General features: G+C 65.1%; 20 protein-coding genes, 1 tRNA gene and 1 pseudogene. 3 read left to right on the forward strand and 19 right to left on the reverse strand.

The window, feature by feature from the left end; genetic code table 11:
- Nucleotides 1–540 (forward strand): hypothetical protein (locus H4F90_RS15895; RefSeq protein ID WP_235972167.1); only part of this gene is annotated, 540 nt, incomplete at its 5' end.
- Here H4F90_RS15895 and H4F90_RS11080 read toward each other — a convergent pair.
- The 15 genes and pseudogenes from H4F90_RS11080 to secA all read right to left on the reverse strand — a co-directional run bounded on the left by H4F90_RS11080 (nucleotide 532) and on the right by secA (nucleotide 21,090).
- Entirely contained in the window at nucleotides 532–1,482 is a 951-nt protein-coding gene (locus tag H4F90_RS11080; RefSeq protein WP_182664551.1) for a WecB/TagA/CpsF family glycosyltransferase, read from the reverse strand. The two genes, H4F90_RS15895 and H4F90_RS11080, sit on opposite strands and share 9 nt — an antisense overlap.
- A 112-nt stretch (nucleotides 1,483–1,594) precedes the next feature.
- Nucleotides 1,595–2,671: a glycosyltransferase family 2 protein gene (locus tag H4F90_RS11085; protein ID WP_235972168.1), complete on the reverse strand. Its 1,077-nt coding sequence runs from the start codon at nucleotides 2,669–2,671 to the stop codon at nucleotides 1,595–1,597.
- A gap of 155 nt (nucleotides 2,672–2,826) precedes the next feature.
- Nucleotides 2,827–4,083 carry a glycosyltransferase gene (locus tag H4F90_RS11090; protein WP_182664556.1) on the reverse strand — a complete coding sequence of 419 codons (1,257 nt, stop codon included), beginning with the start codon at nucleotides 4,081–4,083 and terminating at the stop codon, nucleotides 2,827–2,829.
- A gap of 16 nt (nucleotides 4,084–4,099) precedes the next feature.
- The gene (locus H4F90_RS11095; RefSeq protein ID WP_182664558.1) at nucleotides 4,100–5,629 is read right to left on the reverse strand and encodes an O-antigen ligase family protein; all 1,530 of its coding nucleotides are present in this window, start codon (nucleotides 5,627–5,629) and stop codon (nucleotides 4,100–4,102) included.
- A 22-nt stretch (nucleotides 5,630–5,651) separates the two neighbouring features.
- Nucleotides 5,652–6,544: pseudogene (gene xrtB, locus H4F90_RS15875) on the reverse strand (exosortase B).
- Nucleotides 6,541–7,455, reverse strand: a complete 915-nt coding sequence (locus tag H4F90_RS11105; protein WP_182664560.1) for a polysaccharide biosynthesis tyrosine autokinase — start codon at nucleotides 7,453–7,455, stop codon at nucleotides 6,541–6,543. The pseudogene xrtB and the gene H4F90_RS11105 overlap by 4 nt, the downstream one beginning before the upstream one ends.
- On the reverse strand, nucleotides 7,452–8,879 hold the full coding sequence (gene epsF / locus H4F90_RS11110) for a chain length determinant protein EpsF (protein WP_182664563.1): 1,428 nt from the start codon (nucleotides 8,877–8,879) through the stop codon (nucleotides 7,452–7,454). The genes H4F90_RS11105 and epsF overlap by 4 nt, the downstream gene beginning before the upstream one ends.
- 18 nt (nucleotides 8,880–8,897) lie before the next feature.
- Complete coding sequence (gene epsE / locus H4F90_RS11115; protein WP_235972170.1) at nucleotides 8,898–9,761, reverse strand: polysaccharide export protein EpsE; 864 nt, start codon at nucleotides 9,759–9,761, stop codon at nucleotides 8,898–8,900.
- A gap of 7 nt (nucleotides 9,762–9,768) precedes the next feature.
- Nucleotides 9,769–10,842, reverse strand: coding sequence for an EpsD family peptidyl-prolyl cis-trans isomerase (locus tag H4F90_RS11120; protein ID WP_182664565.1), 1,074 nt, complete (start codon nucleotides 10,840–10,842; stop codon nucleotides 9,769–9,771).
- Nucleotides 10,843–10,997: 155 nt separating this feature from the next.
- Nucleotides 10,998–11,732, reverse strand: a complete 735-nt coding sequence (gene ubiE / locus H4F90_RS11125; protein ID WP_182664567.1) for a bifunctional demethylmenaquinone methyltransferase/2-methoxy-6-polyprenyl-1,4-benzoquinol methylase UbiE — start codon at nucleotides 11,730–11,732, stop codon at nucleotides 10,998–11,000.
- Between the two features lie 16 nt (nucleotides 11,733–11,748).
- A complete protein-coding gene (locus H4F90_RS11130; RefSeq protein ID WP_182664569.1) occupies nucleotides 11,749–12,183 on the reverse strand; it encodes a gamma-butyrobetaine hydroxylase-like domain-containing protein in 435 nt (144 codons plus the stop codon).
- Nucleotides 12,184–12,300: 117 nt separating this feature from the next.
- The gene (locus tag H4F90_RS11135; protein ID WP_182664571.1) at nucleotides 12,301–12,738 is read right to left on the reverse strand and encodes an HIT family protein; all 438 of its coding nucleotides are present in this window, start codon (nucleotides 12,736–12,738) and stop codon (nucleotides 12,301–12,303) included.
- Entirely contained in the window at nucleotides 12,735–16,772 is a 4,038-nt protein-coding gene (locus H4F90_RS11140) for a DUF3683 domain-containing protein (protein ID WP_182664574.1), read from the reverse strand. Before H4F90_RS11140 ends, H4F90_RS11135 begins: the two co-directional genes overlap by 4 nt.
- Nucleotides 16,773–16,988: 216 nt before the next feature.
- Nucleotides 16,989–18,233 (reverse strand): bifunctional glutamate N-acetyltransferase/amino-acid acetyltransferase ArgJ, encoded by a 1,245-nt coding sequence (gene argJ / locus H4F90_RS11145; protein WP_182664576.1) that lies wholly within the window; start codon nucleotides 18,231–18,233, stop codon nucleotides 16,989–16,991.
- Nucleotides 18,234–18,333: 100 nt separating this feature from the next.
- On the reverse strand, nucleotides 18,334–21,090 hold the full coding sequence (gene secA / locus H4F90_RS11150; RefSeq protein ID WP_182664578.1) for a preprotein translocase subunit SecA: 2,757 nt from the start codon (nucleotides 21,088–21,090) through the stop codon (nucleotides 18,334–18,336).
- A gap of 200 nt (nucleotides 21,091–21,290) precedes the next feature.
- Here secA and H4F90_RS11155 point away from each other — a divergent pair, with 200 nt between their 5' ends.
- Nucleotides 21,291–21,713, forward strand: coding sequence for a hypothetical protein (locus H4F90_RS11155; protein ID WP_235972171.1), 423 nt, complete (start codon nucleotides 21,291–21,293; stop codon nucleotides 21,711–21,713).
- On the opposite strand, the gene H4F90_RS11160 is transcribed toward H4F90_RS11155, so the two are convergent.
- Nucleotides 21,694–23,004, reverse strand: a complete 1,311-nt coding sequence (locus H4F90_RS11160; RefSeq protein ID WP_182664580.1) for a hemolysin family protein — start codon at nucleotides 23,002–23,004, stop codon at nucleotides 21,694–21,696. The two genes, H4F90_RS11155 and H4F90_RS11160, sit on opposite strands and share 20 nt — an antisense overlap.
- A 118-nt stretch (nucleotides 23,005–23,122) precedes the next feature.
- Between H4F90_RS11160 and chrA the strand changes: the two genes are divergently transcribed.
- Nucleotides 23,123–24,466 (forward strand): chromate efflux transporter, encoded by a 1,344-nt coding sequence (gene chrA, locus H4F90_RS11165; protein ID WP_182664582.1) that lies wholly within the window; start codon nucleotides 23,123–23,125, stop codon nucleotides 24,464–24,466.
- 10 nt (nucleotides 24,467–24,476) lie between these two features.
- On the opposite strand, the gene H4F90_RS11170 is transcribed toward chrA, so the two are convergent.
- The 3 genes from H4F90_RS11170 to H4F90_RS11180 all read right to left on the reverse strand — a co-directional run bounded on the left by H4F90_RS11170 (nucleotide 24,477) and on the right by H4F90_RS11180 (nucleotide 25,836).
- A tRNA-Thr gene (locus H4F90_RS11170) sits at nucleotides 24,477–24,552 on the reverse strand.
- 68 nt (nucleotides 24,553–24,620) lie between these two features.
- A complete protein-coding gene (locus H4F90_RS11175; RefSeq protein WP_182664584.1) occupies nucleotides 24,621–25,154 on the reverse strand; it encodes a ClpXP protease specificity-enhancing factor in 534 nt (177 codons plus the stop codon).
- 70 nt (nucleotides 25,155–25,224) lie between these two features.
- A complete protein-coding gene (locus H4F90_RS11180) occupies nucleotides 25,225–25,836 on the reverse strand; it encodes a glutathione S-transferase N-terminal domain-containing protein (protein ID WP_182664587.1) in 612 nt (203 codons plus the stop codon).
- Nucleotides 25,837–25,863: the final 27 nt, after the last annotated feature.

Raw genomic sequence — 25,863 nt, forward strand, 5'->3', positions numbered from 1 at the left:
GTCTCGCCCTCGCTCAGGATCGCCAGGATCTGGCTCTCTGTGATTCTCGACTTCCTCATCGCTCTTCCTCGAAGATGCGGAAGTCTCCACTTTCAGGTTGTCTACTCAGCGGGGGAGCTTACGGGGCGACACGGCACGCAGCAGCTCGCCTCGTACCCAGCGGCCCAGGGGCGAGTCGAACGCCGTGCCGAGCTTGCGCGACTTGGCCCTGGACGTCGCTCAGCGCTGCGTGGCCATCGCCTGGGCGCGCGCAGCGCGATACGGGCCACCCAGCGTCGCGTTGCGGGCGAACCGGCGGCAGATCGTGCTGGTGCTGCGCCCCATCTGAGCCGCTATGGCACGGCGGCTCAACCCCTGCTCGGCAAGAAGGCCAAGCTGGGTGCGCTCCTCCAGGCTCAGGCTCGTCTATCCAGTGGCCACGTGTGCAAGTCGTTGAAGTTGCTGGACGTGTTGGACATCAACTTTGACTCTGCTCTGCAAGAGTCAAGCAATACCCGCCGGGTGCTGCACTTCAGAATTGAAACCGCCACCTCAGTCTAGCAAGTGGTTCAGGCGCAGCTGAAGACGAGCACGCCAATGCGTTGGAGGGGTCAGCTCGGACCACTTGCGCGGGCGGTCTGGCCGTCGAAGCAGTACCGCTGCGGTCGCCGCATCCAGGGACCGTAAGGCAGACAAATCCCAGTGACAAGGGCCCGCGACCTTGTCGAGGCCACGCAGGGCTTGGCGCATTGCAGGCCCACCGTCTCCCTGCAGCTTGTAGCTGCCGTCTCGGATGCCCAGAGCACCTCGGGCGTGCGGTGAGCCACCCGCAGGACGACTACCGAAGAGCCAGAGGGGTATGACCTGAGCGATCAGCAGGCCGACCAGTTGGCGGCCATCGTTCATGTATCGGCGCCAGATTCCCGGCTCCGTTGCGATGCGCCAAAGCCATTCAATGCCGACCCTGCGAGCCCACACGGGGGCTCGACTCAGCCGACCAGCGGTGAAGTTCACGACGGCACCAAGATGGCTGATCAGCGGTGCCCGCAACCGGGCTCGGTTACGCAGCGCCCAAGCCTGACCCTTGACGGCACCAAGCGCAACGACGAGAAAGTCCGCGCCGCTCGCATTCAGGGCGGCCAGCGTGGCTTCGTCACTGAGGCTGTCGACATCACCGAAGCCTGCAGCGAAGCCTCCTGCGCCGGTCAATCCTGGAGACAGGCCCTTGGCATGCTGTTCTGTCAGCTGCGCCGATGCCTCCTCCGCCGCACCGGGTGGCCCGCCGAAAAAGGCAACCTTGAGTGGAGGTCCGGGCAAGCGCTGCAGGTCCTCAAACAGATCCGAGCCTGCCACCCGCTCCGGCAGCGGCAAGCCGAGCAGGCGTGCTAGCCAGATCAGAGGCTGACCATCAACAAGCACCAGATCACTCTCCAATACTGAGCGTCTGAACTCGGGTGCGGACTGTGCTGCGATCAGGAAATTGACGTTGACCGTCGAGAGCATGCAGCGTTCCCCCGCGCGGGCCTTTCTTCGCAGAAGCTCCGCAGCTTCGTGTCGGGTAATGGCATCAAAGGGTAGGCCTAGCAACGCATAGGCGGAGCTCGATACACAAGAATCATTCACCGTCACGTCGGGCCCTTACCCAGTTCGATTGCCGCTTGATTACGAATTGCAGGTAAATCGGTATTTTACGCAGGGCGTAGAGAGGCGCAGCGAGCAACTCATGCCCCGCCAGCCAGCTGCGTCCGACTTTGTGCCAGGCAATGAGGACACCGAGCCCAAGTAGGGTCAGTTCGATCATCCCAAGAAAAGCTACCGTACCGGTCAGAGATACACTCGGCGCGACCCACGCAAGCACGCCGGCTGCTGCTGTGACGCTTGACAGCGCCATAACCAGCAGGGCTAGGGGGGGGACGGCCAAGTCCGCAGCCAAGTAGATCAGGCCGACGTCTCGCCGTTGCCAAGCTGCTCGGAGTAATGTGGGCAGCTCGTGAATCAGCGTGCTGAGGTGACCGTGCTCCCAACGGGTCCGCTGATTGCCTCGGCTCGCATCCTCAGGCGCAAAATAGCTCCACACCCGAGCTTGGGCTAAATATCGAGGTGCTCGACCGATTGCGGCGAGGTCCAAGCCAAGTTTCATGTCCTCGACGATGTGGCCGCTTGCTAGCGATACCCCTGCTAGACTTTCCCAGGGAAAGGCCATGCCAGTGCCAGTCAACAGGCAGGGTGCGCCTAAGCGCGCTGAGCCGCGTGGTCGTAAAGAGTTCTTAACTGCCCAGGCGAACCCGGCGATACGTTGGCGTAGACCGGATTGCTCAAAATCGACTGGGAGCTGCATTGCGTAATCCGCCTGTACGGGCAGCTTCAGAGCCATACAGGTTCTCGCTAAAAGATCTATTGCATCGGGGGCCAACTGGCAGTCGGCGTCGATCATGATCAATACCTCTGGTGGCTGCCCGGATGCAAGTAATGCGTTCAACCCGTGGTCTAGTGCGTAGCCCTTCCCTCGCTCCGTTGCGTGATGGCGTTCGCTGACTTCAACGCCGGCAGAGCGGGCAACCTCTGCGGTTCGATCGGTGCAGTTGTCAGCCACGACAAGCAAACGATCGCCCGCTTCCAACTGTGCGAGAGCCGTCTGCAGCGTGGCTGCAAGGCCCACTGCTTCGTTATGTGCCGGGATCAACAGCGCCAACCGGGGTCGATGTGTCGCTCGGGGGAGCGGTTGCCCAGCACTCGGCAAGCACGCTGCAAGTACTTGGACCAGCAGGGTTGCAACTGGAACTGCAAGGATGAGCAGCATCAACCCGACAAGCACAGAGATAAGCCCTGCTGTTTGACTTGCGTCGCTCATGCTGCAGGCACGGCCGCATCGACCGCTTGGCGAAACAAGGTGTGCAGTTTGCGAGCTTCGGTATCGATGTCGTGTCGGGCGAGAACCCGCTCGCGTGCCGAGGAGCCCATACGATTCAAAACGGCATGTGGTGCGTCAAGGAGTTCCTCCAGGGCCAAGCTGAGGGCATCAACGTCTCCGGCAGGGACCAGCCACCCATCTTTTCCTGGACGGACAAGCTCAGGAATGCCGGCCACATACGTCGAAAGTACTGGACGGCGCAGCGCCATTGCTTCCATCAGCACCACGGGCAGGCCTTCTGCAAAGCTCGGCAGTACCAGGGCCTGAGCCGATTGAATCTCCTCTCGAACGCGATCGCTACCGATCCAGCCCGTGATCTCAATCCGGTTCTCCAGGCGATGTTGACGAATCAAGGATTCAACCGCCTCACGGAGCTCGCCATCCCCGGCCAAGACCAAATGGAATGTACGACCTCGTGCTGCAATACGGGCAAGCGCTTCAATCAGAAGCAGTTGGCCCTTCTGCTCGCATAGCCTGCCGACGCAGACCAATCGGCCAACCTCCGGCGTTCGATCCGCCACCGCATGAAAGGTCGGTTCCAGCCCACAGTGCACCACCGCAAACCGCGACCATAGTTCCTGAGGCACCCATCGCATCAGTTGGCTGCGACCGTAACTACTGATGGCGACAACCCGATGTGCTGCTCGGATCTTGAGCGGAAGATGCAGGAACAACGGTTTGTCAAACTCCTCCGGGCCATGTACTGTGAAGCTAAACCCTGGGCCACCCAGCGCCTTTGCCAAGCAAGCAACTGTTGCAGGGTTGGTCCCGAAATGGGCATGCAGGTGATTGATGTTCGAGTCGCGCAGCCATGTCACAAGTAAGCACGCTTCGGCCAAGTAGACAATATGCAAACCAGTGGATCGAACGGATCCTTGGCCTAAACGCCATGCCAATCGCACAGCCTGCATGAAACGCCACGGATGACTCGCAGCAAAGCGGAGCATGGCGACAAGCAAGCCGAGGATTCCCCCGCGCAGCAGATAGCGAGTCTGCTGCCGCTCAGCGTCGTCAATGGGGTCACTCAACTTGTCATCCCAACCTCTTACTGCAAACCGAGCCACGGGCACGCCTTGGCGTTCTAGAGCAAGAATCTCTCGGCGGATGAAAGTGTGACTGACCTTGGGGTACTGGTTAACCAGGTACGCAACCCGTACATCGCTAGAATTCAGCCTCTGAGGCAGTGCCACCATATTAACGAACCTCTGCTCAGACAGTCCGCCACCCGGTTGCCGACCATCCGGGTTGGGCCGCGGAGCGCTGATTGGCGAGCTGTGTATAACTCAAACACAGACCGACCACCATTTGACACAGAACCGGGACCGTGCCAATCGGGCTCAACGTGGCGATCGCAACCATTACACCCGCAAGCGTCGCAAAAAGAGTTCTGCCGAGCCAGTCCAACTCGGGATCACGTGCTCGGTTCAGCTGCCAAGTTGCGGCTGCGCCAATCAGCGCCGCCAAGAAAGGTCCGGTATAAAAGGCGAGACCAATCAACCCGCTGGAGAGTGCAATAAGTATGTAAGTGTTGACAAAGTCGATGAAGTCGCCATAGATCACCAAGTGACTAAAGGCGTCATGATAATAGTAATTAAGGTTTCCGAAGAAGGGATTCTGGGCTATTACTACTAGCGAGGCCTCGAAGAGGTCCTGTCGATACTCGACATTGCTCGAGTCGACGCTGCCGACAAAGGGTAGATAGTCGACCAGTGTCGCGCCGAGTGGGGTGATGATAAGAAAGGGCAACATCACGAAGCCCCAGCCCGCAAAAGCGCCGATGCGTCGCACGCCGCCCTGACCTGTGCTTATCGAGAGCACGAGTGCTGTCACTGCTGCCACCCAAGGGCCACGCGAAACAGGTGCGATCAACCCCAGGGTTAAGAGAGTGATCACCACACTGCGTTGTAGGCGGTTGGTGCTGGGAAGGAATAATGCGAAAGATAGCGCAATCATCATGGCTAGGCCAAGGATCAGCGCATGAATGGCAGGCCCCATCGCACGCAAGGTCGATCCACCGCGGAGAAGGTAAGTGCCGAAGCTCTGGTCAGCACCTAAATATATGCCGGTGGATGCGTAAAGTAACCAGCCCTTCGCATACTCGAATACGGCTACCGGAGCGATCAGCAGGCATCCCAGTGCAAATGCAGCGAGCACTTCAATTAGGCTTTTCCGGTTGGGTGCAAAACGGCTGAAAGCGTAATATGGTAACCACACCTCAATGGCCATCTGAGTGATTTCTCGTGCAATGCCGGTCGTCGATGCGGCGTCCTGAATAAGGGCAATGCGAAGTGTTGCATACGAAAAAAAACAGAGGTCAGCTATCTTCAGCCAAATATTTCGCGGCGTTTGACCACGTAGGCGCTGACCTGACAATACCAAGGGCAACAGCAGCCCCAAGTTCAGCACTGTGATGATGTTGACGTTCAGCAGGTTATTGATTCCCGCGAAGCCGGGCAGCATACTGTTGTTGGCCGGGCTGCACAACAGCAGCAGTGCATAAGCTGCGAGAGGGTTTTTGTCCCTTTTGTGCAAGAATATTGCGATTAAAAAGGCAAGTGCGCAATATACCCAAAAATTGAAACTTAGGAAGGCGGCAAGCGTGAGCGCGAACCATGCACCGCTCCGCCGCCAATAATCTTCGGCAGTCATGGTTCGACTGATGAAGAAATCGCGGCAAAAATGGAGCGTACAAGCGCTGAGCACTAGAATGATGATCAGGGCTTTGAGATGGGCGCTCATAATGGACGGTTTGCAAACAAGTTCAGATTTGGCTCTTGATTGAGTGCTGTCGATTGAGCTGCCGTGCGGCAAGTACCAATACGCCGTCCATTGCGATGAAAATTGCGAGTGCAACAAGCATCAGCACCATGCCAGCAAGGCCATGAAGAAACCCCTGCCCTGCTTCATCGCCTAGATGGTAGGTGATTAGCACAAGAATCATGACGCGAATAATGTTCGCCGTGAAAGCGATGGGCGGGATCAGTACCAGCATAAGCATATTGTGTATGACGCTTTTGCGTTGCGCGATGTACATGTACAGCACGCCCAGTGCGGACAGGCTGAACATAGAGTTCAATCCGGAGCATGCGTCTGCCACCAGCAGCTGATATTGGCCGACCGTCAGCATTACGCCGTTCCGCGCAATAGGGTAGCCTGTCGCGTAAAGGACCTCTTCTGCAATGATTGAAACGTATTGTTTAGATTGGCTGTCGCAGCGTCGATCATGAAGCCCGGTAGGGGTATCATGAAAATGGTATAAAGTAAAGGGAACCATGCCAGCCGCAAAAGGGGGCGTCCGCCCAGCAGCAGAAGCACCCCAGCTAGTATGGGTAACTGCGCGGTAAATACGAAAATCGAAAGATCCAGCGCTCTGCCAGATACGTAGAGCAGAAGTCCAGCAATCAGCAATGGCCAGCCTGCGCGGCAACCTGCACCAACGGATCCAATGACACTATCGCGTTGTCGATAGAAAAGCCACGCGACCACCGCCAGGACGATGGTGCCGTGTCCTTGTTCCTCACTTTGCCAGATCGTGTTCAGGGCCCACCAGTAGATTGGCAGATATAGCGCCAAAAAACCTAGCAGTGCACTTCCAACAGCATACTGCGCGGGCTTGAGGCGCCGTGTCCACGAAGCGAGATTCGCCCTGCTCATGCTGAATGACGAAGGCGCGACTTGGCTTTGGTCGTTGGTACATCAACCAATACGGTGCCGATAGTTGGAGCCCCGACATCCGACAATGCGCCGATCATGTTGCTGAATAGCTTTGCTCGCGTCCGATGGCTGCGAGCGACGGCTAGGGCAGCCCCCGCGAAACGTGTCATCAGCAGCGAGTCATCTCCAAGTTCAAAAGCAGGCGTGTCGATGATGACGGCATCGAAGGTCGCCATGCTTTGCTCAAGGATACGATCGAGCGAGGTCGTGCCTAACAACTCGGCCGGATTGGGGGGCGTCGGTCCCGCGGGCAACACTGCTAAACCCGGTATCCCAGGAATGAAACTAATTGCGCGGTCATGAACCCTCCCAGCAAGCAGACTTGAAAGGCCTGCGCCCGACTCAAGCTGAAACAGTTGGTGTTGGCGTGGGTTTCTGAGGTCCGCGTCGATCAGTAGCGTGCGCTCTCCAACTTGAGCAAAAGAAACAGCAAGGTTTGCGGCCAAGTGACTGCGTCCGTCACCCCGCGAGGTGCTGACGATGCTCAGGGCAGTACGCTTGCCAGGGGCATTGAACCACCTCAACTGCAATTGGCTGCGTAACGCGCGGATCTGGTCTCCCTCAACTCCGAACGGCTTGTAGGCCGCCACCACCTCCTCGCTCACCGGCTTATTAGGTCCGGTAGGCAGAAAGGGGTAATTGAACTGCAGCGACAGTGCGTAAACAATGTCAGCCTCTGTCAGTACACCAATGCGAACGCCCGCTTCACCGAATCGCAAACCTTCACTCTTTTGGACTTGTAAAACGCGTTCTGCGTCCTGAGGACTTAGGATGCCTGCATCTACCAAAATCGCTCCGATGGAGCGCTCCGCCGTTCTGGCTTTCGAGTAATTCATGGTCGCGGCGCTCAAGATGATTCTCCGTTGACTGTTAGTCGGGGCGGCATCTGGACGCGGGGCCGCATCAATGCGATAGACGTAAGGTGTTGTTTGCCGGGCTTGGCCATGGGTGAGATAACGCCAAGCAGTGGCACGCCTTCGATATCGGCCAGATCCGTTGCAGCTCGCAGTCGCCTGTCGAACAGCTCCAATCCCAATGCCACAGCCACAGCAAGGCCTGTGCCCAGCGCTAGGGCGATCAGCACGTTTCCTGGAATATTGGGGCGGCTGTGCACCAGAGGCTCGATGGCGGCGCTGAGTACACGACCCCCTGCCTGTTCTGACTGACTTTCCAATGTCAATTGTGTGCGTCGGTCCGACACTGCTACGAATGCCTTCTGTGCTGCATCCACTTCCCGTTGCAGATTATTCAGATCGTCGAGCTGAGTGCGCATGCCCAGCACAGTTCGCTTCTGTTGTTCGACCAAGCTACGGAGCTGGGCCACCTTCTGGCCTGACTGCCGGTTGACCGTCGCAGTTGTTCCGGAGACTCGCCGCATCTCCGCTGTGAGTTGCTGCTTGAGCGTGTCGATTTGCGCTTCCAGCTGGACCCGTTGGGGGTGGCGGGAGCCGACGATGCTGCTTATCTCACCCAGTTTGGCCTCAGCCGAAGCGAGTTGAGCCTTCAACCCCTGAACGGCAGAACTATTCTGGATGTCCGGCGAAGTTTCATTCCCCGAATTCTGTTGTCGTGCGGACGTGTCGGTTTGCTCCGCAATTGCAGAGGCTAATTGCAGGTTCAGTGCATCAAGTCGTGCCATCTCGGCATCGACCCGTTCAGGGGATGCAACGATACCGTGCTTACTCTGGAAGTCAGATAGTCTTGCTTGAGCTTTTTCCAGATTCTCTCGGATTGATTTAATCTGTCCCTCATAATATCCAGCATACTGCTTTGCTGGCTCTACACGCAGGTTTGAGTTGGTCGAAAGATATGCTTGTGCAAAAGCATTCGCAGCTGCCGCAGCAAACTTGGGGTCTGCGGAGGCGTAGCTGATCGTAATGACGTTGCTGTTGCGTGCAACTTGGACTCCGAGACTGCGTAAGAGTAGTTCGCCAAAATAGCGCTCCACGGGAACCTTGCCTCCGGTTTCCGATCGCCAGGTGTCGAGCGAGTCAGCGTGTCGGTCCACCCCCAACATCTGCACCACTTGCGATGCCACCCGGTCGCTTCGGATGATCTCCATCTGGGTACCGATGTAGGCCGAACCCGCAATTGCTGGCATGAAAGTCGACAGCAGTGGGTCGGACTTCACATCAAGCAGTAGCGAGGTCTCAGCAATATAGACCTTGGGTAACTGCTTGCTGACAAGGTAAGTTCCAGTGACTGAGATGGTGACGATGCCGAGCACCAACCACCAACGCAGTCTGAGGATGTAGAAAAGTTGCCGGATGTTCATGAATTGGACCTGTTCCGATCAGAAAATCGATTCGCGCACATAAACGATATCGTCGGGTCGGAGTAGATCGTTCATGCCTGGTTCAATCACTTCAAGCTTGCCATCTGCCTTGCGACGGTTGACTCGAAGTCCCTTCTCCGTTCCTCGGGGCGTTAGCCCCCCTGCCGTGGCCATGGCTTGCATCAGAGTCATGTTGCGCTCCAATCGGATCACGCCAGGTCGCTGAATCTGTCCATAAATATAGATCTGCGGGGCGCGGTCAATGAAAATGACATCCCCGTTCTGGAGTTCAACATCCGCCGTGTTGTCCTGAGAGGGCCCCAGCACGGCTGGCATATCGATCTCCTTGCGAAAGGGCTTGCCCCCTCGCTGACCTGATAGAACCAGAATATCAGAGCCCCCCGGAGCCACTCCGCCGGCCTGCGCTAGTACATCCATCAGCTTGGTTCCGCCCACCTCCAGCGGATAGCGGCCGGGCTTCCCAACCTGGCCTAGAACCGATACCAAGTTCGCGCGAACCTGAGTCAGCAGCACAGTGACCTGCGGCTCCTTTACGAAATCGCCAGTTCGCAGACCATCCGCAAGAGCTTTCTCGGCCGCTGAGACCGTCAGGCCTCCGAGCCGAACCACACCGATCAGTGGAAACCGAATGGTTCCGTTCTCATTGATGCGTGCCTCAAGGCTCAGGTCAGGGTTCTGAAAAACTGAGACTTTGATGACATCCCCTGCGCCGATCACATACTCGGTGCGATCGGTGCTTTGGACTGCTGAAGCCACCTCAGCTCGGGTGATCGGCGTGCCTAGGCAAAGGCCGGCAGCCCAAAAGCAAGCTGCAAGGATCCTGGTCGAGTGCGTTTTTCGATTCATCGATAGCTCCAGCATCTGCGGGTCACTTCAGGCCACGAAGGCCACGGTTCAGGGTGTCGTCTCCTACGGGCTCAGCTGGCGGCGGAGGCGGCGGGGGCGGCAGCGGTGTCAGAGGGGGCGGGGGAGGAACAACAGCGGGCGTGGGCGGTGCGATCGCAGCAGATGCCGGCACCGGCATGTCCAGCGCAGGCCCCGTTTTCGCCTCCGCAGGCGCAGGCTGGGTGTTCTTCATGTCTGCAAATTTACCCAGGTACTCAATCTTGGCGGCTTCCCGCAGGGCCTTCAGGTCCTTCGTGATCAGCTCCCGCTTTGCTTCCGTTAGCAAGAACCGTTCAATGGCTGGGCGGGCCTGGGTCTCGTCGACTGGCGCACTTCGGGAGGAGGCAAGGTAGATGGCCTGCATCCTGGTGCCTGCCAAGTTCACCATGATCTCGCCGTCGCGTAGCTTCGCGAACCGCGGCAGCACCGCCAGTGGAATCTGCTCGGCAGCACGCACGGCCTGGCTCGCACCGAATTTCAGGCCGCTTCCTCGCATGATCTCGGCCAGCTGGCCTGCATCTTTTGCGGCCGTGACCTTCGGGTGCAAGGCCTTGATTTCTTCAATGGTTCCGTCGACCACAAATTCCTGTAGCTGGTAAATGCGACGCTGACTAAAAAGCGCAGGATTCTTTGTGTAGTAGTCCCGGATTTCGTCTTCCGTGGGTGGTTTGGCTGAGTTGCCGATCCGGTCGACGTAAGCCCGGGCGATGATTTCACGCCGTGATGCGTCCAAGGCCTGAACCACCCGCGGATCACGGTCCATTTTCTGTTCGATGGCCTTCTGTACAGTCAGCTCTTGGTCAATCAGCTTATCGAGCACCACCCGGCCTGCTGGCTCGACCTGCTCGGGGGCCAAGTTGCCCTGGCGTGCGAGCAAGAAATTGATCTGGTGCACCGACAGTTCTTCTTTGTTGACCTTTGCCGCCACCTGGGTTGCAGGCTTGTCACTGCTGTTGTCTCCGCCGCAAGCTGCGAGCAGAGTTGATGTCGCCACCAAGCTGAGAGAAAGCCGCCATAGCGGATACCGGGAGGTGTCGTTCCGAGATGGATTGCGCATGGCAGGAGTTCCTGGATCGTATGTGGGTCAACGAACTGCTTGCTCGCGGCGCCCTGCTGCGGGCCCGCGACGTGCATCTCCAGCGGATGAGGGCTTCAGCCTCAACGCACTGGCGAAAGGTATCTGACTGCTAATGTGCTCAGGCATGGCTTCGCTCAGCACCGCAGTCCAACATGCAGCGCCACCACCCCGCCGCTCAGGTTGTGGACGTCCACGTGGCCGAAGCCAGCGACCTTCATCATCGCCTTGAGTTCCGCCTGTCCCGGGTGCATGCGGATCGATTCGGCGAGGTAACGGTAGCTATCGGCATCGCCCGCCACCACTTGACCCAGTCGGGGCAGCACCTTGAAGGAATACCAGTCGTAGAGTTTCTCCAGCGGCTTGGCGACCTTCGAAAATTCCAGCACCAGCAGCCGGCCGCCGGGCTTGAGCACGCGGTGCATCTCGGCCAGCGCCCGGGCCTTGTCGGTCATGTTGCGCAGGCCGAAGGCGACGCTGACGACGTCGAAGCTGCCCTCCCGGAAGGGCAGCTGCTCGGCGTCGCACAGGACGGTCGGCAGCACCAGGCCGGCGTCGTGCAGGCGGTCGCGGCCGCAGCCCAGCATGGCGGCATTGATGTCGGTGTGAACGACGGTGCCTTCCGGGCCGACCCGGCGGGCGAAACCCTCGGCCAAGTCGCCGGTACCGCCCGCCAGGTCCAGCACCTTGTCGCCAGGGCGGACCCGGGCGACCGCCAGGGTGTAGGCCTTCCAGACCCGGTGCAGGCCGACCGACATCAGGTCGTTCATCAGGTCGTACTTGACCGCGACCGAATCGAAGACGCCGCGAACCCGCCGGGCCTTCTCGCGGGCGTCGACCGTCTGGAAGCCGAAGTGCGTCTGTTCTGTCATGGCGAAAGCGGGCGACTCAATGGCTGCAGCCACCGCTGCCGCAGCTGCCGCCGGAGGCGCTGGCGGCCTCCTTCATCGGTGCGTCGCGGTCCAGGCCGGCGGCGGCCAGGCGGTCGAGGTGGGCCTGCCACAGTGCGTCCTGGTTGCGCGCCAGGTGGTGGAGGTAATCCCAGGCGTACAGGCCCGAACTGTGACCGTCGGAAAAAGTGGGCTGGATCGCGTAATGGCCGACGGCCTCGATCTCGACGATGCCGACCTCGCGCTTGCCGGTTTGCAGGGTTTCCTGACCCGGACCGTGACCCTGGACTTCGGCCGACGGAGAAAGCACGCGCAGGAATTCGAACGGCAGGCGGTAAACCGTGCCGTCGGCATAAGCGATTTCAAGCGCGCGGGACTGCTGGTGGACGGTCAGCGCGGTCGGAATGGGGGTGTCGTCTTGAAGGCCAGCCATGGTCGGGTGGGATACGGAGCCGCAATGCTCAACGCCGCAGGGGGGTGGGCCGGATGCGACCCCATCAACGACCGAGTGTAGCGAGCCGTCATGACGGCTCCACGGGGTCATGCTGCCTCAAGGGTCGAGGCGCTCGCGAATCCTGCGCGCAAGCTCCGGCTGGCGCACCGCCCAGACCGCCGCCAGCGCCGGTTCGACCGGTCGCTCGGCCGACGCCCAGACCGGCGCCGGCCAGCGGCTGTCGGCCCGGTCGCGGGCGATCACATGCCAGTGCAGGTGCGGCACCATGTTGCCGAGGCTGGCCAGGTTGATCTTGGTCGGGGCCAGCGCCTCGCGCAGCACCTGCTCGACCGCCAGCACGGCCGCCATCAGCCGGGCCTGCTGGCCGGGGTCCAGATCGCTCATCTCGGCGACGTGCGCGTTCCAGACCACGCGGTAGAAGGCCGGGAATTCCGGTTCCGCGGCCTGGATCACGCGCAGTTCGGCGTTGCGCCACACCAACGCGCCGCCGTCGCCGGCACAGAGCTCGCAGGGCGTGGCACCGACCGGGTTCACAGCAGCACCCGCTCGATGCCGCCCGCGTTGGCGCGGCGCACGTACTCGGGCAGCCACTGCTCGCCGAGGATCTGGCGGGCCATTTCGACGACGATGTAGTCGGCTTCCAGCAGGCCGTTGACCTTGCCCTCGCCGCCGCCTTTCAGATCGCCCTCGTAGCGCGACAGACCCTGCAGGCAGCTCGGGCAGGACGTCAGCACCTTGACCGTGCCGCCCTCGGCCAGCTTGCCGCTGGCCTGCAGCGCGGCGGCGGACTTGCGCAGCTCCTCGGTCTTGCGGAAGCGCACCTGCGTCGAGATGTCGGGCCGCGTCACGCCCAGCGTGCCGCTTTCGCCGCAGCAGCGCTCGCTGGCCTGCACCTCGGGGCCGAGCAGGGCCTGCACCGTCTTCATCGGCGCCTGCAGCTTCATCGGGCTGTGGCAGGGGTCGTGATACAGGTAGTTCGCGCCGTCGGAGGCCCGGGGCAGGGTGATGCCCTTCTCCAGCAGGAACTCGTGGATGTCGATGATCCGGCAGCCGGGGAAGATGTCCTCGAAGCGGTAGCCCTGCAGCTGGTCGTAGCAGGTGCCGCAGCTGACCACCACCGTCTTGATGTCCAGGTAGTTCAGCGTGTTGGCCACGCGGTGGAAGAGCACCCGGTTGTCCGTGATGATCTTGTCGGCCTTGTCGAACTGGCCGCTGCCGCGCTGCGGATAGCCGCAGCACAGGTAGCCCGGCGGCAGCACCGTCTGCACGCCGGCCTCCCACAGCATGGCCTGGGTGGCCAGGCCGACCTGGCTGAACAGTCGCTCCGAGCCGCAGCCCGGGAAGTAGAAGACCGCCTCGCTGTCGGCCGTGGTCCGCTGCGGGTCGCGGATGATCGGCACGTAGTCGCGGTCCTCCACGTCCAGCAGCGCCCGGGCCGTCTTCTTGGGCAGGCCGCCCGGCATCTTCTTGTTGATGAAGTGGATGACCTGCTCGCGGATCGGCGCCGCGCCCAGCGTGGCCGGCGGCGCGGCGGTCTGGGCCCGGGCCAGCGGCTTGAGCAGATCGTGCATGAAGCGCTGGGCCTTGAAGCCCACGCCCACCATCGCGCTGCGGGCCAGCTTGATCGTCTCCGGATGGCGCGCGTTCAGGAAGAACATTGCCGCCGCATTGCCGGGGCGGAAGCTCTTCTTGCCCATCTTGCGCAGCAGGTGGCGCATGGCCATCGACACGTCGCCGAAGTCGATCTTCACCGGGCAGGGGCTGGCGCACTTGTGGCAGACCGTGCAGTGGTCGGCCACGTCCTCGAACTCCTGCCAGTGCCGGATGCTCACCCCGCGGCGCGTCTGCTCCTCGTAGAGGAAGGCCTCCACCAGCAGCGAGGTCGCCAGGATCTTGTTGCGCGGGCTGTAGAGCAGGTTGGCGCGCGGCACATGGGTGGCGCAGACCGGCTTGCACTTGCCGCAGCGCAGGCAGTCCTTGACCGCGTCGGAGATCGCGCCGATGTCGCTCTGCTGGAGGATCAGCGACTCATGCCCCATCAGGCCGAAGCTGGGCGTGTAGGCATGGCTGAGGTCGGCCGGATGCAGCTCGGCCGGCGCGACGCCGTCCGGGCCGGCAGCCCGCAGGGCCTGCTGGGCGCCGTCGCGCAGCAGCTTGCCGCGGTTGAAGCGGCCCTCCGGGTCGACCCGGCGCTTGTAGTCGGCAAAGGGCGCCAGCTCCTCATCGCTGAGGAACTCCAGCTTGGTGATGCCGATGCCGTGCTCGCCCGAGATCACGCCGCCGAGGCTGCGTGCCAGCGCCATGATGCGGGCCACCGCCTCGTGGGCGGTCTGCAGCATCGCGTAGTTGTCGCTGTTGACCGGGATGTTGGTGTGCACATTGCCGTCGCCGGCATGCATGTGCAGGGCGACCCAGACGCGGCCGCGCAGCACCTCCTGGTGGATCTGGCGGCAGGCGGCGATCACCGGGGCGAAGGCCGCGCCGGCGAACAGCTGCTGCAGCGGGGCGAGCAGCTGCGTCTTCCACGAGGCCCGCAGGCGGCCGTCCTGAAGGTGTTCGAAGACCAGGCCTTCCGCGTCGAGGCGCAGCGCGTCGGGCAGCGCGGCCACCGGCCGGTCCAGGCCGTCCAGCCAGGCCTGCCACTGCGCCTGCACCCCGGCGATCAGCGCCAGCGCGCGCGCGGCGCGGTCTTCCAGCAGCTCGGCACTGGCGATCTCGGCGGCGTCGTCGGTCTTGCCCAGCGGCAGCTGGCCGGCGGCGAAGAAGTCGCCCAGCCGGGCGGCCAGCTCCAGCTTGTTGCGCAGGCTCAGCTCGATGTTGATGCGCTCGATGCCATTGGTGTAGTCGCCCATCCGCGGCAGCGGGATGACGACGTCCTCGTTCACCTTGAAGGCATTGGTGTGACGCGCGATGGCGGCGGTGCGCTTGCGGTCCAGCCAGAACTTCTTGCGGGCCTCGGCGCTGACGGCGGTGAAGCCCTCGCCGCCGCGGGCGTTGGCGATGCGCACCACCTCGCTGGCGGCGCGGGCCACGGCGGTCTCCTCGTCGCCGACCAGGTCGCCGATCAGCACCATCTTCGGCAGCTTGCCGCCGCCGCGTTGGCTCTTGGTCGTGTAGCCCACCGCCTTCAGGTAGCGGTCGTCCAGGTGCTCCAGGCCGGCCAGCAGCACCGGCGGCTGGCCGCCGGCCGGCTGGGCCAGGGTGGCCATCAGGTCCTTGATCTCGACGATGGCCGGCACGGCATCGCGCGCATTGCCGAAGAACTCCAGGCAGACCGTGCGGGTGTGCGCCGGCAGGCGGTGCACGATCCAGCGCGCGCTGGTGATCAGGCCGTCGCAGCCTTCCTTCTGGATGCCCGGCAGCCCGGCCAGGAACTTGTCGGTCACGTCCTTGCCGAGGCCCTCCTTGCGGAAGACGCGACCGGGGATGTCCAGGCGCTCGGTGCGCAGCACGGTCTGGCCGTCCCGGTCCAGGTGGCGCAGCTCGAAGCTCGCCAGCTCCACGTCATGGATCTTGCCCAGGTTGTGGTTCAGGCGGACCACCTCCAGCCAGCTCGCCTCGGGCGTCACCATCTTCCAGCTGGCCAGGTTGTCCAGCGCGGTGCCCCAGAGCACGGCCTTCTTGCCGCCGGCGTTCATCGCGATGTTGCCGCCGATGCAGCTGGCCTCGGCGCTGGTCGGGTCGACCGCGAAGACATGGCCCGCGCGTTCGGCCGCATCGGCCACCCGCTGGGTGACCACGCCGGCCTCGGTGGCGACGGTCGGCACCGGGGCGTCCACGCCGGGCAGGCGGACCCACTCCACCTCGCTCATCGCCTCGAGCTTCTCGGTGTTGATCACCGCGCTCTTCCAGCTCAGCGGCACGGCGCCGCCGGTGTAGCCGGTGCCGCCGCCGCGCGGCACGATGGTCAGGCCCAGCTCGATGCAGCCGGCCACCAGCGCGGCCATCTCGGCCTCGCTGTCCGGCGTCAGCACGATGAAGGGGTACTCGACCCGCCAGTCGGTCGCGTCCGTCACATGGGCCACGCGCGAGAGGGCGTCGAACTTCAGGTTGTCGCGCCGCGTGTGCCGGCCCAGCACGCGCAAGGCCCGGCGGCGCAGCGCGGCACTGTCCTCGAAATGGGTGGCGAAGCGGTCCACCGCCGCGCGGGCTGCCGCCAGCAGCGCGCTGACCATCGCGTCCCGCTCGGGGTTCTTCGGCTGGCGGCGCTTCTCCACCTCGGCCAGGCGGTGGTGCAGGGCCTCGATCAGCAGGCCGCGCCGCTTCGGGCTGCCGAGCAGATCGTCCTGCAGATAGGGGTTGCGCTGCACGACCCAGATGTCGCCCAGCACCTCGTAGAGCATGCGGGCCGAGCGGCCGGTCTGGCGCTCGCCGCGCAGCAGCAGCAGCTGCTCCCAGGCGGCTGCGCCGAGCAGGCGCAGGACGATCTCCCGGTCGGACAGCGAGGTGTAGTTGTAGGGGATCTCGCGCAGGCGAACCGACGGATGGGCTTCGTCGATCAGCGCCGGCTCGGTGGTCCCGGTGCGGCTCTGGGCCTGCACACGGTGGAGCGGGTGCGGTGCGTTCATGGGCTCCGGCGCCCCGAAGAAGCGTAGGCGCGGGGGAGGGATGCTAGCGCAGTCCCGGGGGAAACCCTGGGGTCAGGGGATGGGCTTGGACGGGCCTGGCCGCGCGAGACGCGTCCAGGCCTTCGCCCAGAGGGCTTTGACTGCCCTTGCGTGCAAGACACGCAAGGGCCTTCGCCAGGCACCGGCTCGCCCGCAGGGGCGGTCCGGTGTCCGGGCTCAGCTCCGGTAATCGGCGTTGATGGTGACGTAGTCGTGCGAGAGATCGCAGGTCCACACCGTGGCGCGCGGGCGGTTCTCGCCCGCCGGTGCGCGGCCCAGGTCGACCTTGACGGTGATCTCGGCCTGCTTCATCACCCGCTGGCCGTCGGCTTCCTGGTAGTCGGGGTGGCGCCCGCCGCGGGTGGCCACATGCACCTCGTCGAGCCAGAGCTCGATCCGGGTCTGGTCCAGGTCGGCGATGCCGGCGTAGCCGACGGCGGCCAGGATGCGGCCGAGGTTGGGGTCGCTGGCGAAGAAGGCCGTCTTGACCAGCGGCGAGTGCGCGATGGCGTAAGCCACCTGGCGGCACTCCTCCTTGGTCTTGCCGCCTTCCACGCGCAGGGTGATGAACTTGGTCGCCCCTTCGCCGTCGCGCACGATGGCCTGGGCCAGCTGCTCGGCCACCGCGATCACGGCGGCGCGAAGCGCCAGGCCGGCCGGGCTGTCCAGGCTGTCGATCTCCTCGTGCGCGGCCTGCCGACTGGCAATGAGCAGGAAGCTGTCGTTCGTCGAGGTGTCGCCGTCGATGGTGATGCGGTTGAAGCTGCGGTCCGCGGCCTCGCGCACCAGCTCCTGCATCAGGCGCGGGGCGAGGTTCGCGTCGGTCGCGATGTAGCCCAGCATGGTCGCCATGTTCGGCCGGATCATGCCGGCGCCCTTGGCGATGCCGGTCACCGTGACCAGCTGGCCGCCGATGCCGATCTGCCGGCTGGCGGCCTTGGGCAGGGTGTCGGTGGTCATGATGGCCTCGGCGGCCACGGCCCACTGGTTGCTCTTCAGGTCGGCCAGCGCGGCCGGCAGGGCGGCCTCGATGCGCTCGACCGGCAGGGTCTCCATGATCACGCCGGTCGAGAAGGGCAGCACCTGCTCGGGCGAGAGGTCCAGGTGGCGGGCCAGCGCGATGCAGCCCTGGCGGGCGCGGATCAGGCCGTCCTCGCCGGTGCCCGCGTTGGCATTGCCGGTGTTGATCAGCAGGGCGCGCACGCCGTGGCCTGCGGCCAGGTGCTCGCGGCAGACCTGCACCGGCGCGGCGCAGAAGCGGTTCTGCGTGAAGACGCCCGCGACGGCGCTGCCCTCGGCCAGTCGCCAGACGCTGAGGTCGCGGCGGCCCGCCTTGCGGATGCCGGCCATGGCCGTGCCGATCTCGATGCCGGGCACCGGCAGCAGGGTCGAGGGGTTGGGGGCGGTCAGGTTCACGGGCATGGCGGGCTCCGTCGAAAGCGCAGGGGGTCCATGAAAACCGGGGCCGTCGGGCCCCGGGTGTCGGAAGCTTCGGCCGGCCCCGCGGGGGGCCGCGCCCGCATCATGCGAGCTTGCCGTGACAGGCCTTGTACTTCTTGCCGCTGCCGCAGGGGCAGGGGTCGTTGCGGCCGACCCGCGGGGCGGGCGGCGCGGCGGTGGCCGGGTCGGTTTCGGTGCTGACCGAGCCGTCCTCGTTGGGATGGGTGTAGCTGACGTTGGCGAACTGCTCGGCCTGGGCTTCGACCGCCTCGGTCGCGCGCTCGGCTTCCTCGCGGCTGCCGATGACGACGGTCAGCAGCAGCTTGCTCGTCTGGTCGCGCACGGTGTCGAGCAGCTTGGAGAAGAGCTCGAAGGCCTCGCGCTTGTATTCCTGCTTCGGGTTCTTCTGGGCATAGCCGCGCAGGTGGATGCCCTGGCGCAGGTAGTCCAGCGCCGAGAGGTGGTCGCGCCAGTGCTGGTCCAGGGTCTGCAGCAGCACGCTCCGCTCGAAGGGCGCGAACTGGGCGCGGCCGGCCAGGGCCACCTTGACCTCGTAGGCGGCATCGCCGGCCTGCACGACGCGCTCGACGAGGTCCTCGTCGGTCACCGCCTCGGCGCCAGCCACCCAGCCGAGCAGCTCGACCTGCAGCTGCCACTCGTCGCGCAGGGCCGCTTCCAGGCCGGCCAGGTCCCACTGCTCCTCGACGCTCTCGGCCGGCACGAAGGCCCGCACCACATCGGTCAGCGCGCCGCGGCGCAGGTGGGTGATCTGCTCACCGATGTCGGTGGATTCGAGGATCTCGTTGCGCTGCGCGTAGATCACCTTGCGCTGGTCGTTGGCGACGTCGTCGTACTCCAGCAGCTGCTTACGCATGTCGAAGTTGCGCGCCTCCACCTTGCGCTGCGCACCTTCGATGCTGCGGCTGACGATGCCGGCCTCGATGGCTTCGCCATCGGGCATCTTCAGCCGCTCCATGATGGCCTTGACCCGGTCGCCGGCGAAGATGCGCATCAGCGGGTCTTCCAGGGACAGGTAGAAGCGCGAGGCCCCCGGATCGCCCTGGCGGCCCGAGCGGCCGCGCAGCTGGTTGTCGATGCGGCGGCTTTCGTGGCGCTCGGTCGCGACGATGCGCAGGCCGCCGGCGGCCTTGACCTGGGCGTTCAGGGTGGCCCACTCATCCTTGAGCTGCTGGATGCGGGCGGCCTTGTCGGCGTCCGACAGCCCGGCATCGGCCTCAATGAACTGGCACTGCTTCTCGACATTGCCGCCCAGCACGATGTCGGTGCCGCGGCCGGCCATGTTGGTGGCGATGGTGATCACGCCGGGCCGGCCCGCCTGGGCGACGATCTCCGCCTCGCGGGCATGCTGCTTGGCGTTGAGCACCTGGTGCGGCAGGCCCGCCTCGCCGAGCAGCTTCGCGATCAGCTCCGACTTCTCGACCGAAGTCGTGCCGACCAGCACCGGTTGGCCGCGCTCGTGGCAGTCGCGGATGTCCTCGACGACGGCGGCGTACTTCTCGCGGTCGGTCTTGTAGACGAGGTCCAGCTGGTCCTTGCGGATCGTCGGCCGGTTCGGCGGGATGACCACCGTCTCCAGGCCGTAGATCTCCTGGAACTCGTAGGCCTCGGTGTCGGCCGTGCCCGTCATGCCGCCCAGCTTGGCGTACATGCGGAAGTAGTTCTGGAAGGTGATCGAGGCCAGGGTCTGGTTCTCGGGCTGGATGGCCACGCCTTCCTTGGCTTCCACGGCCTGGTGCAGGCCGTCGCTCCAGCGCCGGCCGGCCATCAGGCGGCCGGTGAACTCGTCGACGATTACCACCTCCGGGCCCTGCTGGCCGGGCTGCACCACATAGTGCTGGTCGCGGTGGAAGAGGTGATGGGCCTTCAGCGCGGCATACAGGTGATGCATCAGGCTGATGTGGGCCGCGTCGTAGAGGCTGGCCCCCTCGGGCAGCAGGCCGGCTTGCTGCAGCAGCTGCTCGGCTTTCTCGTGGCCGTCCTCGGTCAGGAAGACCTGGTGGGTCTTCTCGTCGGCGGTGAAATCGCCGGCCTCGATCACGCCCTCGCCGGTGCGCGGATCGGCCTCGCCGACCTGGCGCTTGAGCTTGGGGATGACAGCGTCGATCTTCAGATAGAGGCTGGTCTGGTCCTCCGCCTGGCCGCTGATGATCAGCGGGGTGCGGGCTTCGTCGATCAGGATCGAGTCCACCTCGTCGACGATCGCGAAGTTCAGGCCGCGCTGCACGCGGTCTTGCACCTCGTGGACCATGTTGTCGCGCAGGTAGTCGAAGCCGTATTCGTTGTTCGTGCCGTAGGTGATGTCGGCGCCGTAGGCGGCCTGCTTCTCCTCGCGCGTCATCTGCGCCAGGTTCACCCCGACCGTCAGGCCCAGGAAGTTGTAGAGCACGCCCATCCACTCGGCGTCGCGGCGGGCCAGGTAGTCGTTGACGGTGACCACATGCACGCCCTTGCCCGACACGGCATTCAGCACGACCGGCAGGGTGGCCATCAGGGTCTTGCCCTCGCCGGTGCGCATCTCGGCCACCTTGCCGGCGTGCAGCACCATGCCGCCGATCATCTGCACGTCGAAGTGGCGCATCTTCAGCGCCCGCTTGCCGCCTTCGCGCACGACGGCGAAGACCTCGGGCAGCAGGGCGTCCAGGCTTTCACCGCCGGCATGGCGGGCCTTGAAGCGCGCCATCTCCTCGCGCAGGGCCTCGTCGGCCAGGGCCTCGTAGCGCGGCTCGAGGGCGTTGATCTGCGCGACGACCTTGCGGTACTGCTTGAGCAGGCGGTCGTTGCGACTGCCGAAGATCGAGGTGAGGAGCTTGGGCAACATGCGGAGCAGGCGTCGGAAAACGCATCGGGAATCCACCGCCGCGAGAGTGCGACGGGGCGCCGCATCCCATGCATGCACAGCATCGGCCCGGCGAGGGCCCGCAGGGCGCGGACAAAGCGGGGCAGTCTAGCACCGGGCTTTTGACCGTCCGGATGGGGGCCGGATGGGGTCCGGAGGGGCGCCGTATGATCCCGCGCACCATGTCCCAGCCCCCGTTCCGCCCCGCCCGGCCCTCGCAGGCGCCGGCCCTGCGCCGGGCGGCTTCGGGAGGGCCGGCGGTGCCCGCCGCCCTGCCGATGGCCGAGGCCCTGGCCCGCTCGGGCCCGCTGCAGGACCTGATGGCACGCTTGCGGGCGGCGGAGGCGCGGGTCGCGGTGGTGCGCGCCCTGCTGCCGCCGGCCCTGGCCGAAAGGGTGCAGCCCGGTCCGCTGGAGGCCGATGGCAGCTGGTCGCTGATCGCCCCCAATCCGGCTGCGGCGGCCAAGCTGCGGCAGTGGCTGCCCACCCTGGCCGCGGCCCTGAAGGCGCGCGGTCTGGGCGACGGGGCCGTCGCCGTGCGCGTGAGCGGCCGGGCGGTGCCGGCCCCGCCCGGGCCGGCCGGCTTCAGCCGTCGCGGTCCCTAGTCGCGTCCTCGGCCACCGGGCTGGCCAGCACCTTGTCGATGCGCTTGCCGTCCATGTCGACGACCTCGAAACGCCAGTTCTCCCACTCCACCGCGTCGGCGGTGGCCGGCACCCGCCCCAGCAGGAACATCAGCAGCCCGGCCAGGGTGTTGTAGCGGCCGCGGTCCTCCTCGGGCAGCTCGCGCAGGTGCAGGCGGTCCTTCAGTTCGGGCACGGGAATCAGGCCGTCGACCAGCCAGGAGCCATCCTCGCGCTGCACCGCCCAGGCGGCCTCGCCCGGGGTGGGTGCGAATTCGCCGGTGATGGCCTCCAGCACGTCCTGCAGCGTGACCAGGCCCTGCACCTCGCCGTACTCGTCGATCACCAGGGCCAGGTGCACACCGGCCGAGCGGAAGTGCTCCAGCAGCTCCATGCCGCTCTGGGTCTCGGGCACGAAGACGGCGGCTTGCAGATCGCCGGCCAGGTCCAGCGGCTCGCCGCGCAGGCTGCGCGCGAGCAGGCTGCTGGCGCTGGCGATGCCGATGATGTCGTCGAGCCCGCCGCGGCAGACGGGGAAGCGGCTGTGCCCGGCGCTGCCGAGCTTGAGCAGATTGGTCTCCAGCGGCTCGGCCAGGTCGAGGTAGACGATGTCGGCCCGGGGCACCATCAGCGACAGGATCTCGCGCTCGTCGAGCCGGAACACATTGCGCACCATCTGGTGCTCCTGCTGCTCGATCACGCCGGCATCCGAGCCCTCGGCCAGCAGGGCTTCGATGTCCTCCTCGGTCACGGCCGAGTTGTTCTCGTTGCGCACGCCGAACAGCCGCATCATCAGCTCGGTCGAGCCGGTCAGCAGCCGCACGAAGGGCTTGGCCAGGGTGGCCAGCATCAGCATGGGGCGGGCGACGATGCGCGCGATCGGCTCGGGGTTGATCTGGCCCAGGCGCTTGGGCAGCAGCTCGCCGAGCACGATCGAGAAATAGGTGATCGCGAAGACCACGGTCGCCGTCGCGGCGAAGTCCGCCGTCTCCTCGGCGATGCCGAAGCGGGCTTGCAGGCTGTCGGCCAGCGGGCCGGCCAGGGCCGCCTCGCCGACGATGCCGTTGAGCACGCCGATGGAGGTGATGCCGATCTGGATGGTCGACAGGAAGCGCGTCGGGTGCTCGCCGAGCTCCAGCGCCGCGGCCGCGGCCCGGTCGCCGTCCTCGACCATCTTCTGCAGCCGCGCCTTGCGCGCGGTCACCAGAGCGATCTCGCTCATCGCGAACAGGCCGTTCAGGATGATGAGGCCGAGCAGCAACGCAATTTCCATGGGGTGCAGCGCGATCGCTGCCAAAACCGGGACGGCGGCATTGTCTCAGCCGTCGGGCCCTCGACCCGGGGGTGCACCGTGGCGGGTCAGCCCGCGTCGCCGCGGGACACTGCGCACCATGTCCGCGCCCCATGCCCGCCCCTCCGCCCCGCCCCCCGTTCGCCTGGGCGAGGCCCTGGTCTACTGGCTGCGCCTGGGCTGCATCAGCTTCGGCGGGCCGGCTGGCCAGATCGCGCTGATGCATGCCGAGTTGGTGGAGCGACGTCGCTGGATCTCCGAGCGCCGCTTCTTCCACGCGCTGAACTTCTGCATGCTGCTGCCCGGCCCCGAGGCGCAGCAGCTCGCCACCTACCTGGGCTGGCTGATGCATGGCCGTCTCGGCGGCCTGCTGGCGGGCGGCCTGTTCGTGCTGCCCTCCCTGCTCTTGCTCAGCCTGCTGAGCTGGGTCTACCTGCGCCACGGCAATCTGCCCTGGGTGGCGGGGGTGCTGGCCGGCATCAAGCCCGCGGTGATCGCCATCGTTGCGGCAGCGGCCCTGCGGATCGGTCGTCGCAGCTTGCGGGATCCGCTGTGGATCGGCATCGCTGCGGCGGCCTTCCTGGCGCTGGAGGTCGCCGGCCTGCCCTTCGCGCTGATCGTTGCGGCGGCCGCCGCGATCGGGGCGGTCGGGGTGCGCTGGAGGCCGCAGGCCTTGCCTGCCGGGGCCTCGGCCGAAGGGGGCGGGGGGGCCGACGGCCCGCGGGCCTGGATCGACGACGACAGCCCGCCGCCCCCGCAGGCCCGGGCCAGCCTGGCCGGCGCGCTGAAGGTGCTCGCCTGGGGCCTGGGCCTGGGGCTGGGCGCGCTGGGCCTGCTTGCGCTGTGGGACGGGGCGGACGGGCTGCTGGTCGAGCTGGGCCTGTTCTTCACCCAGGCGGCGCTGCTGACCTTCGGGGGCGCCTACGCGGTGCTGCCCTTCGTCGTGCAGGGGGCCGTGGCGCAGCACGGCTGGCTCAGTACCCTGCAGATGATGGATGGCCTGGCCCTGGGGGAGACCACGCCCGGACCGCTGATCATGGTGGTCGCCTTCATCGGCTTCCTCGCGGGGGCCGGGCGCGAGCTGCTGGGGCCCGACACGGTGCTGCTGTCCGGCCTGCTCGCGGCCACGGTGGCCACCGCATTCACCTTCCTGCCGTCCTTCGTGTTCATCTTCCTCGGCGCGCCCTTCATCGAGCACAGCCGCGGACAGCTCGGCGTGATGGCGCCGCTGGCCGGCATCAGTGCCGCGGTGGTCGGGGTGATCGCCAGCCTGGCGCTGTTCTTTGCACGGCAGGTCTTCTGGCCAGCCGGTGCGGGCTTTGACGCGCTGGCAGCCTTCGCGGCCGCGCTGTTTTTCGCGCTGCTGGCCCGCGGGCGGATCGGCGTGGTGCCGCTGATCGCGCTGGCCGGCGGCCTGGGGGCCCTGCGCAGCGTGCTGGGCTGAGGGGAGAGGGTGGTGCCGACTGTCCGAATCGAACGGACGACCTGCTGTTTACAAGGCAGCTGCTCTACCAACTGAGCTAAGCCGGCGGCGTTTTCATTCTAGGAGGGCGACCTGGCGCGCCCCCGATCCGTGGAAGGCCCCGTCGGGGCCCGGATCACTTGATGCGCTTGAGCGCCGGCCGGCCGGCCGAGCCCTTGGGGCCCGCCGGCGGCGGGGGCGGATCCTCGTCGGCCGGAGCGCCCGCCGGGCCCGTGTCCGCGGGGGGTGGCGCCAGCCGCAGGCCGTGCTCGGCCGGGGCCGGGCTGTTGGCATCGCGCAGCGGCGCGGTCGTCGCCAGGCCGGCGGCGGGGTCGGTCGGCGCCGGGAAGGCCATGCCCTGGCCGTTCTCGCGCGCGTAGATCGCGATCACATGATCGACCGGCACGACGATCTCGCGCGGCACGCCGCCGAAGCGGGCCTTGAAGCGGATCTCCTCGTTGCCGAGGTCCAGGCCACTGGTCGCGTCGAAGCTCGCGTTCAGCACGATCTCCTGGTTCTTCACGAACTCGGCCGGCACCTGCACCGAGGCGTCGACATGGACGGCCAAGTAGGGCGTGTAGCCGTTGTCCGTGCACCAGTTGTGCAGGGCGCGGATCAGGTAGGGGCGGGTGGACTGCCCCGGACCCTCGGGACGCAGCGGGATGTTCATCGGCAGGCTTTCCGTGCGGAAGCGACGCGGGCCGCGCCGTCGCCCCGGAGGGGCGGCGCGGCGACGGGCCTCACTTGCGCATGACCTTCTCGGACGGCGTCAGGGCCTCGATGTAGGCCGGGCGCGAGAAGATGCGCTCGGCGTACTTCAGCAGGGGCAGCGCGTTCTTCGACAGGTCGATGCCGTAGTAGTCCAGGCGCCAGAGCAGCGGCGCGATGGCCACGTCGAGCATGCTGAAGTCGTCGCCCAGCATGAACTTGTTCTTCAGGAAGATCGGCGCGAGCTGGGTGAGCCGGTCGCGGATCTGGCTGCGGGCCTTCTCCAGCATCTTGTCGGTCGCCTTCACGCCCCGGCCTTCGAGCGCGTTCACGTGGGTGAACAGCTCCTTCTCGAAGTTGAACAGGAAGAGCCGCACCCGGGCGCGCGCCACCGGGTCACCCGGCATCAGCTGCGGGTGCGGGAAACGCTCGTCGATGTACTCGTTGATGATGTGCGATTCGTACAGGATGAGGTCGCGCTCCACCAGGATCGGCACCTCGTTGTACGGATTCATCAGCGCGATGTCTTCCGGCTTCGCGAACAGGTCGACGTCGCGAACTTCGAAGTCCATGCCCTTCTCGAACAGCACGAAGCGGCAGCGGTGCGAGTAGGGGCAGGTGGTGCCGGAATAAAGGACCATCATGACGTCGGGCTCCTGTCGTTGTTCGTT

The organism is Aquariibacter albus (assembly GCF_014145335.1).
In the GTDB taxonomy this organism is placed as follows: domain Bacteria; phylum Pseudomonadota; class Gammaproteobacteria; order Burkholderiales; family Burkholderiaceae_C; genus Aquariibacter; species Aquariibacter albus.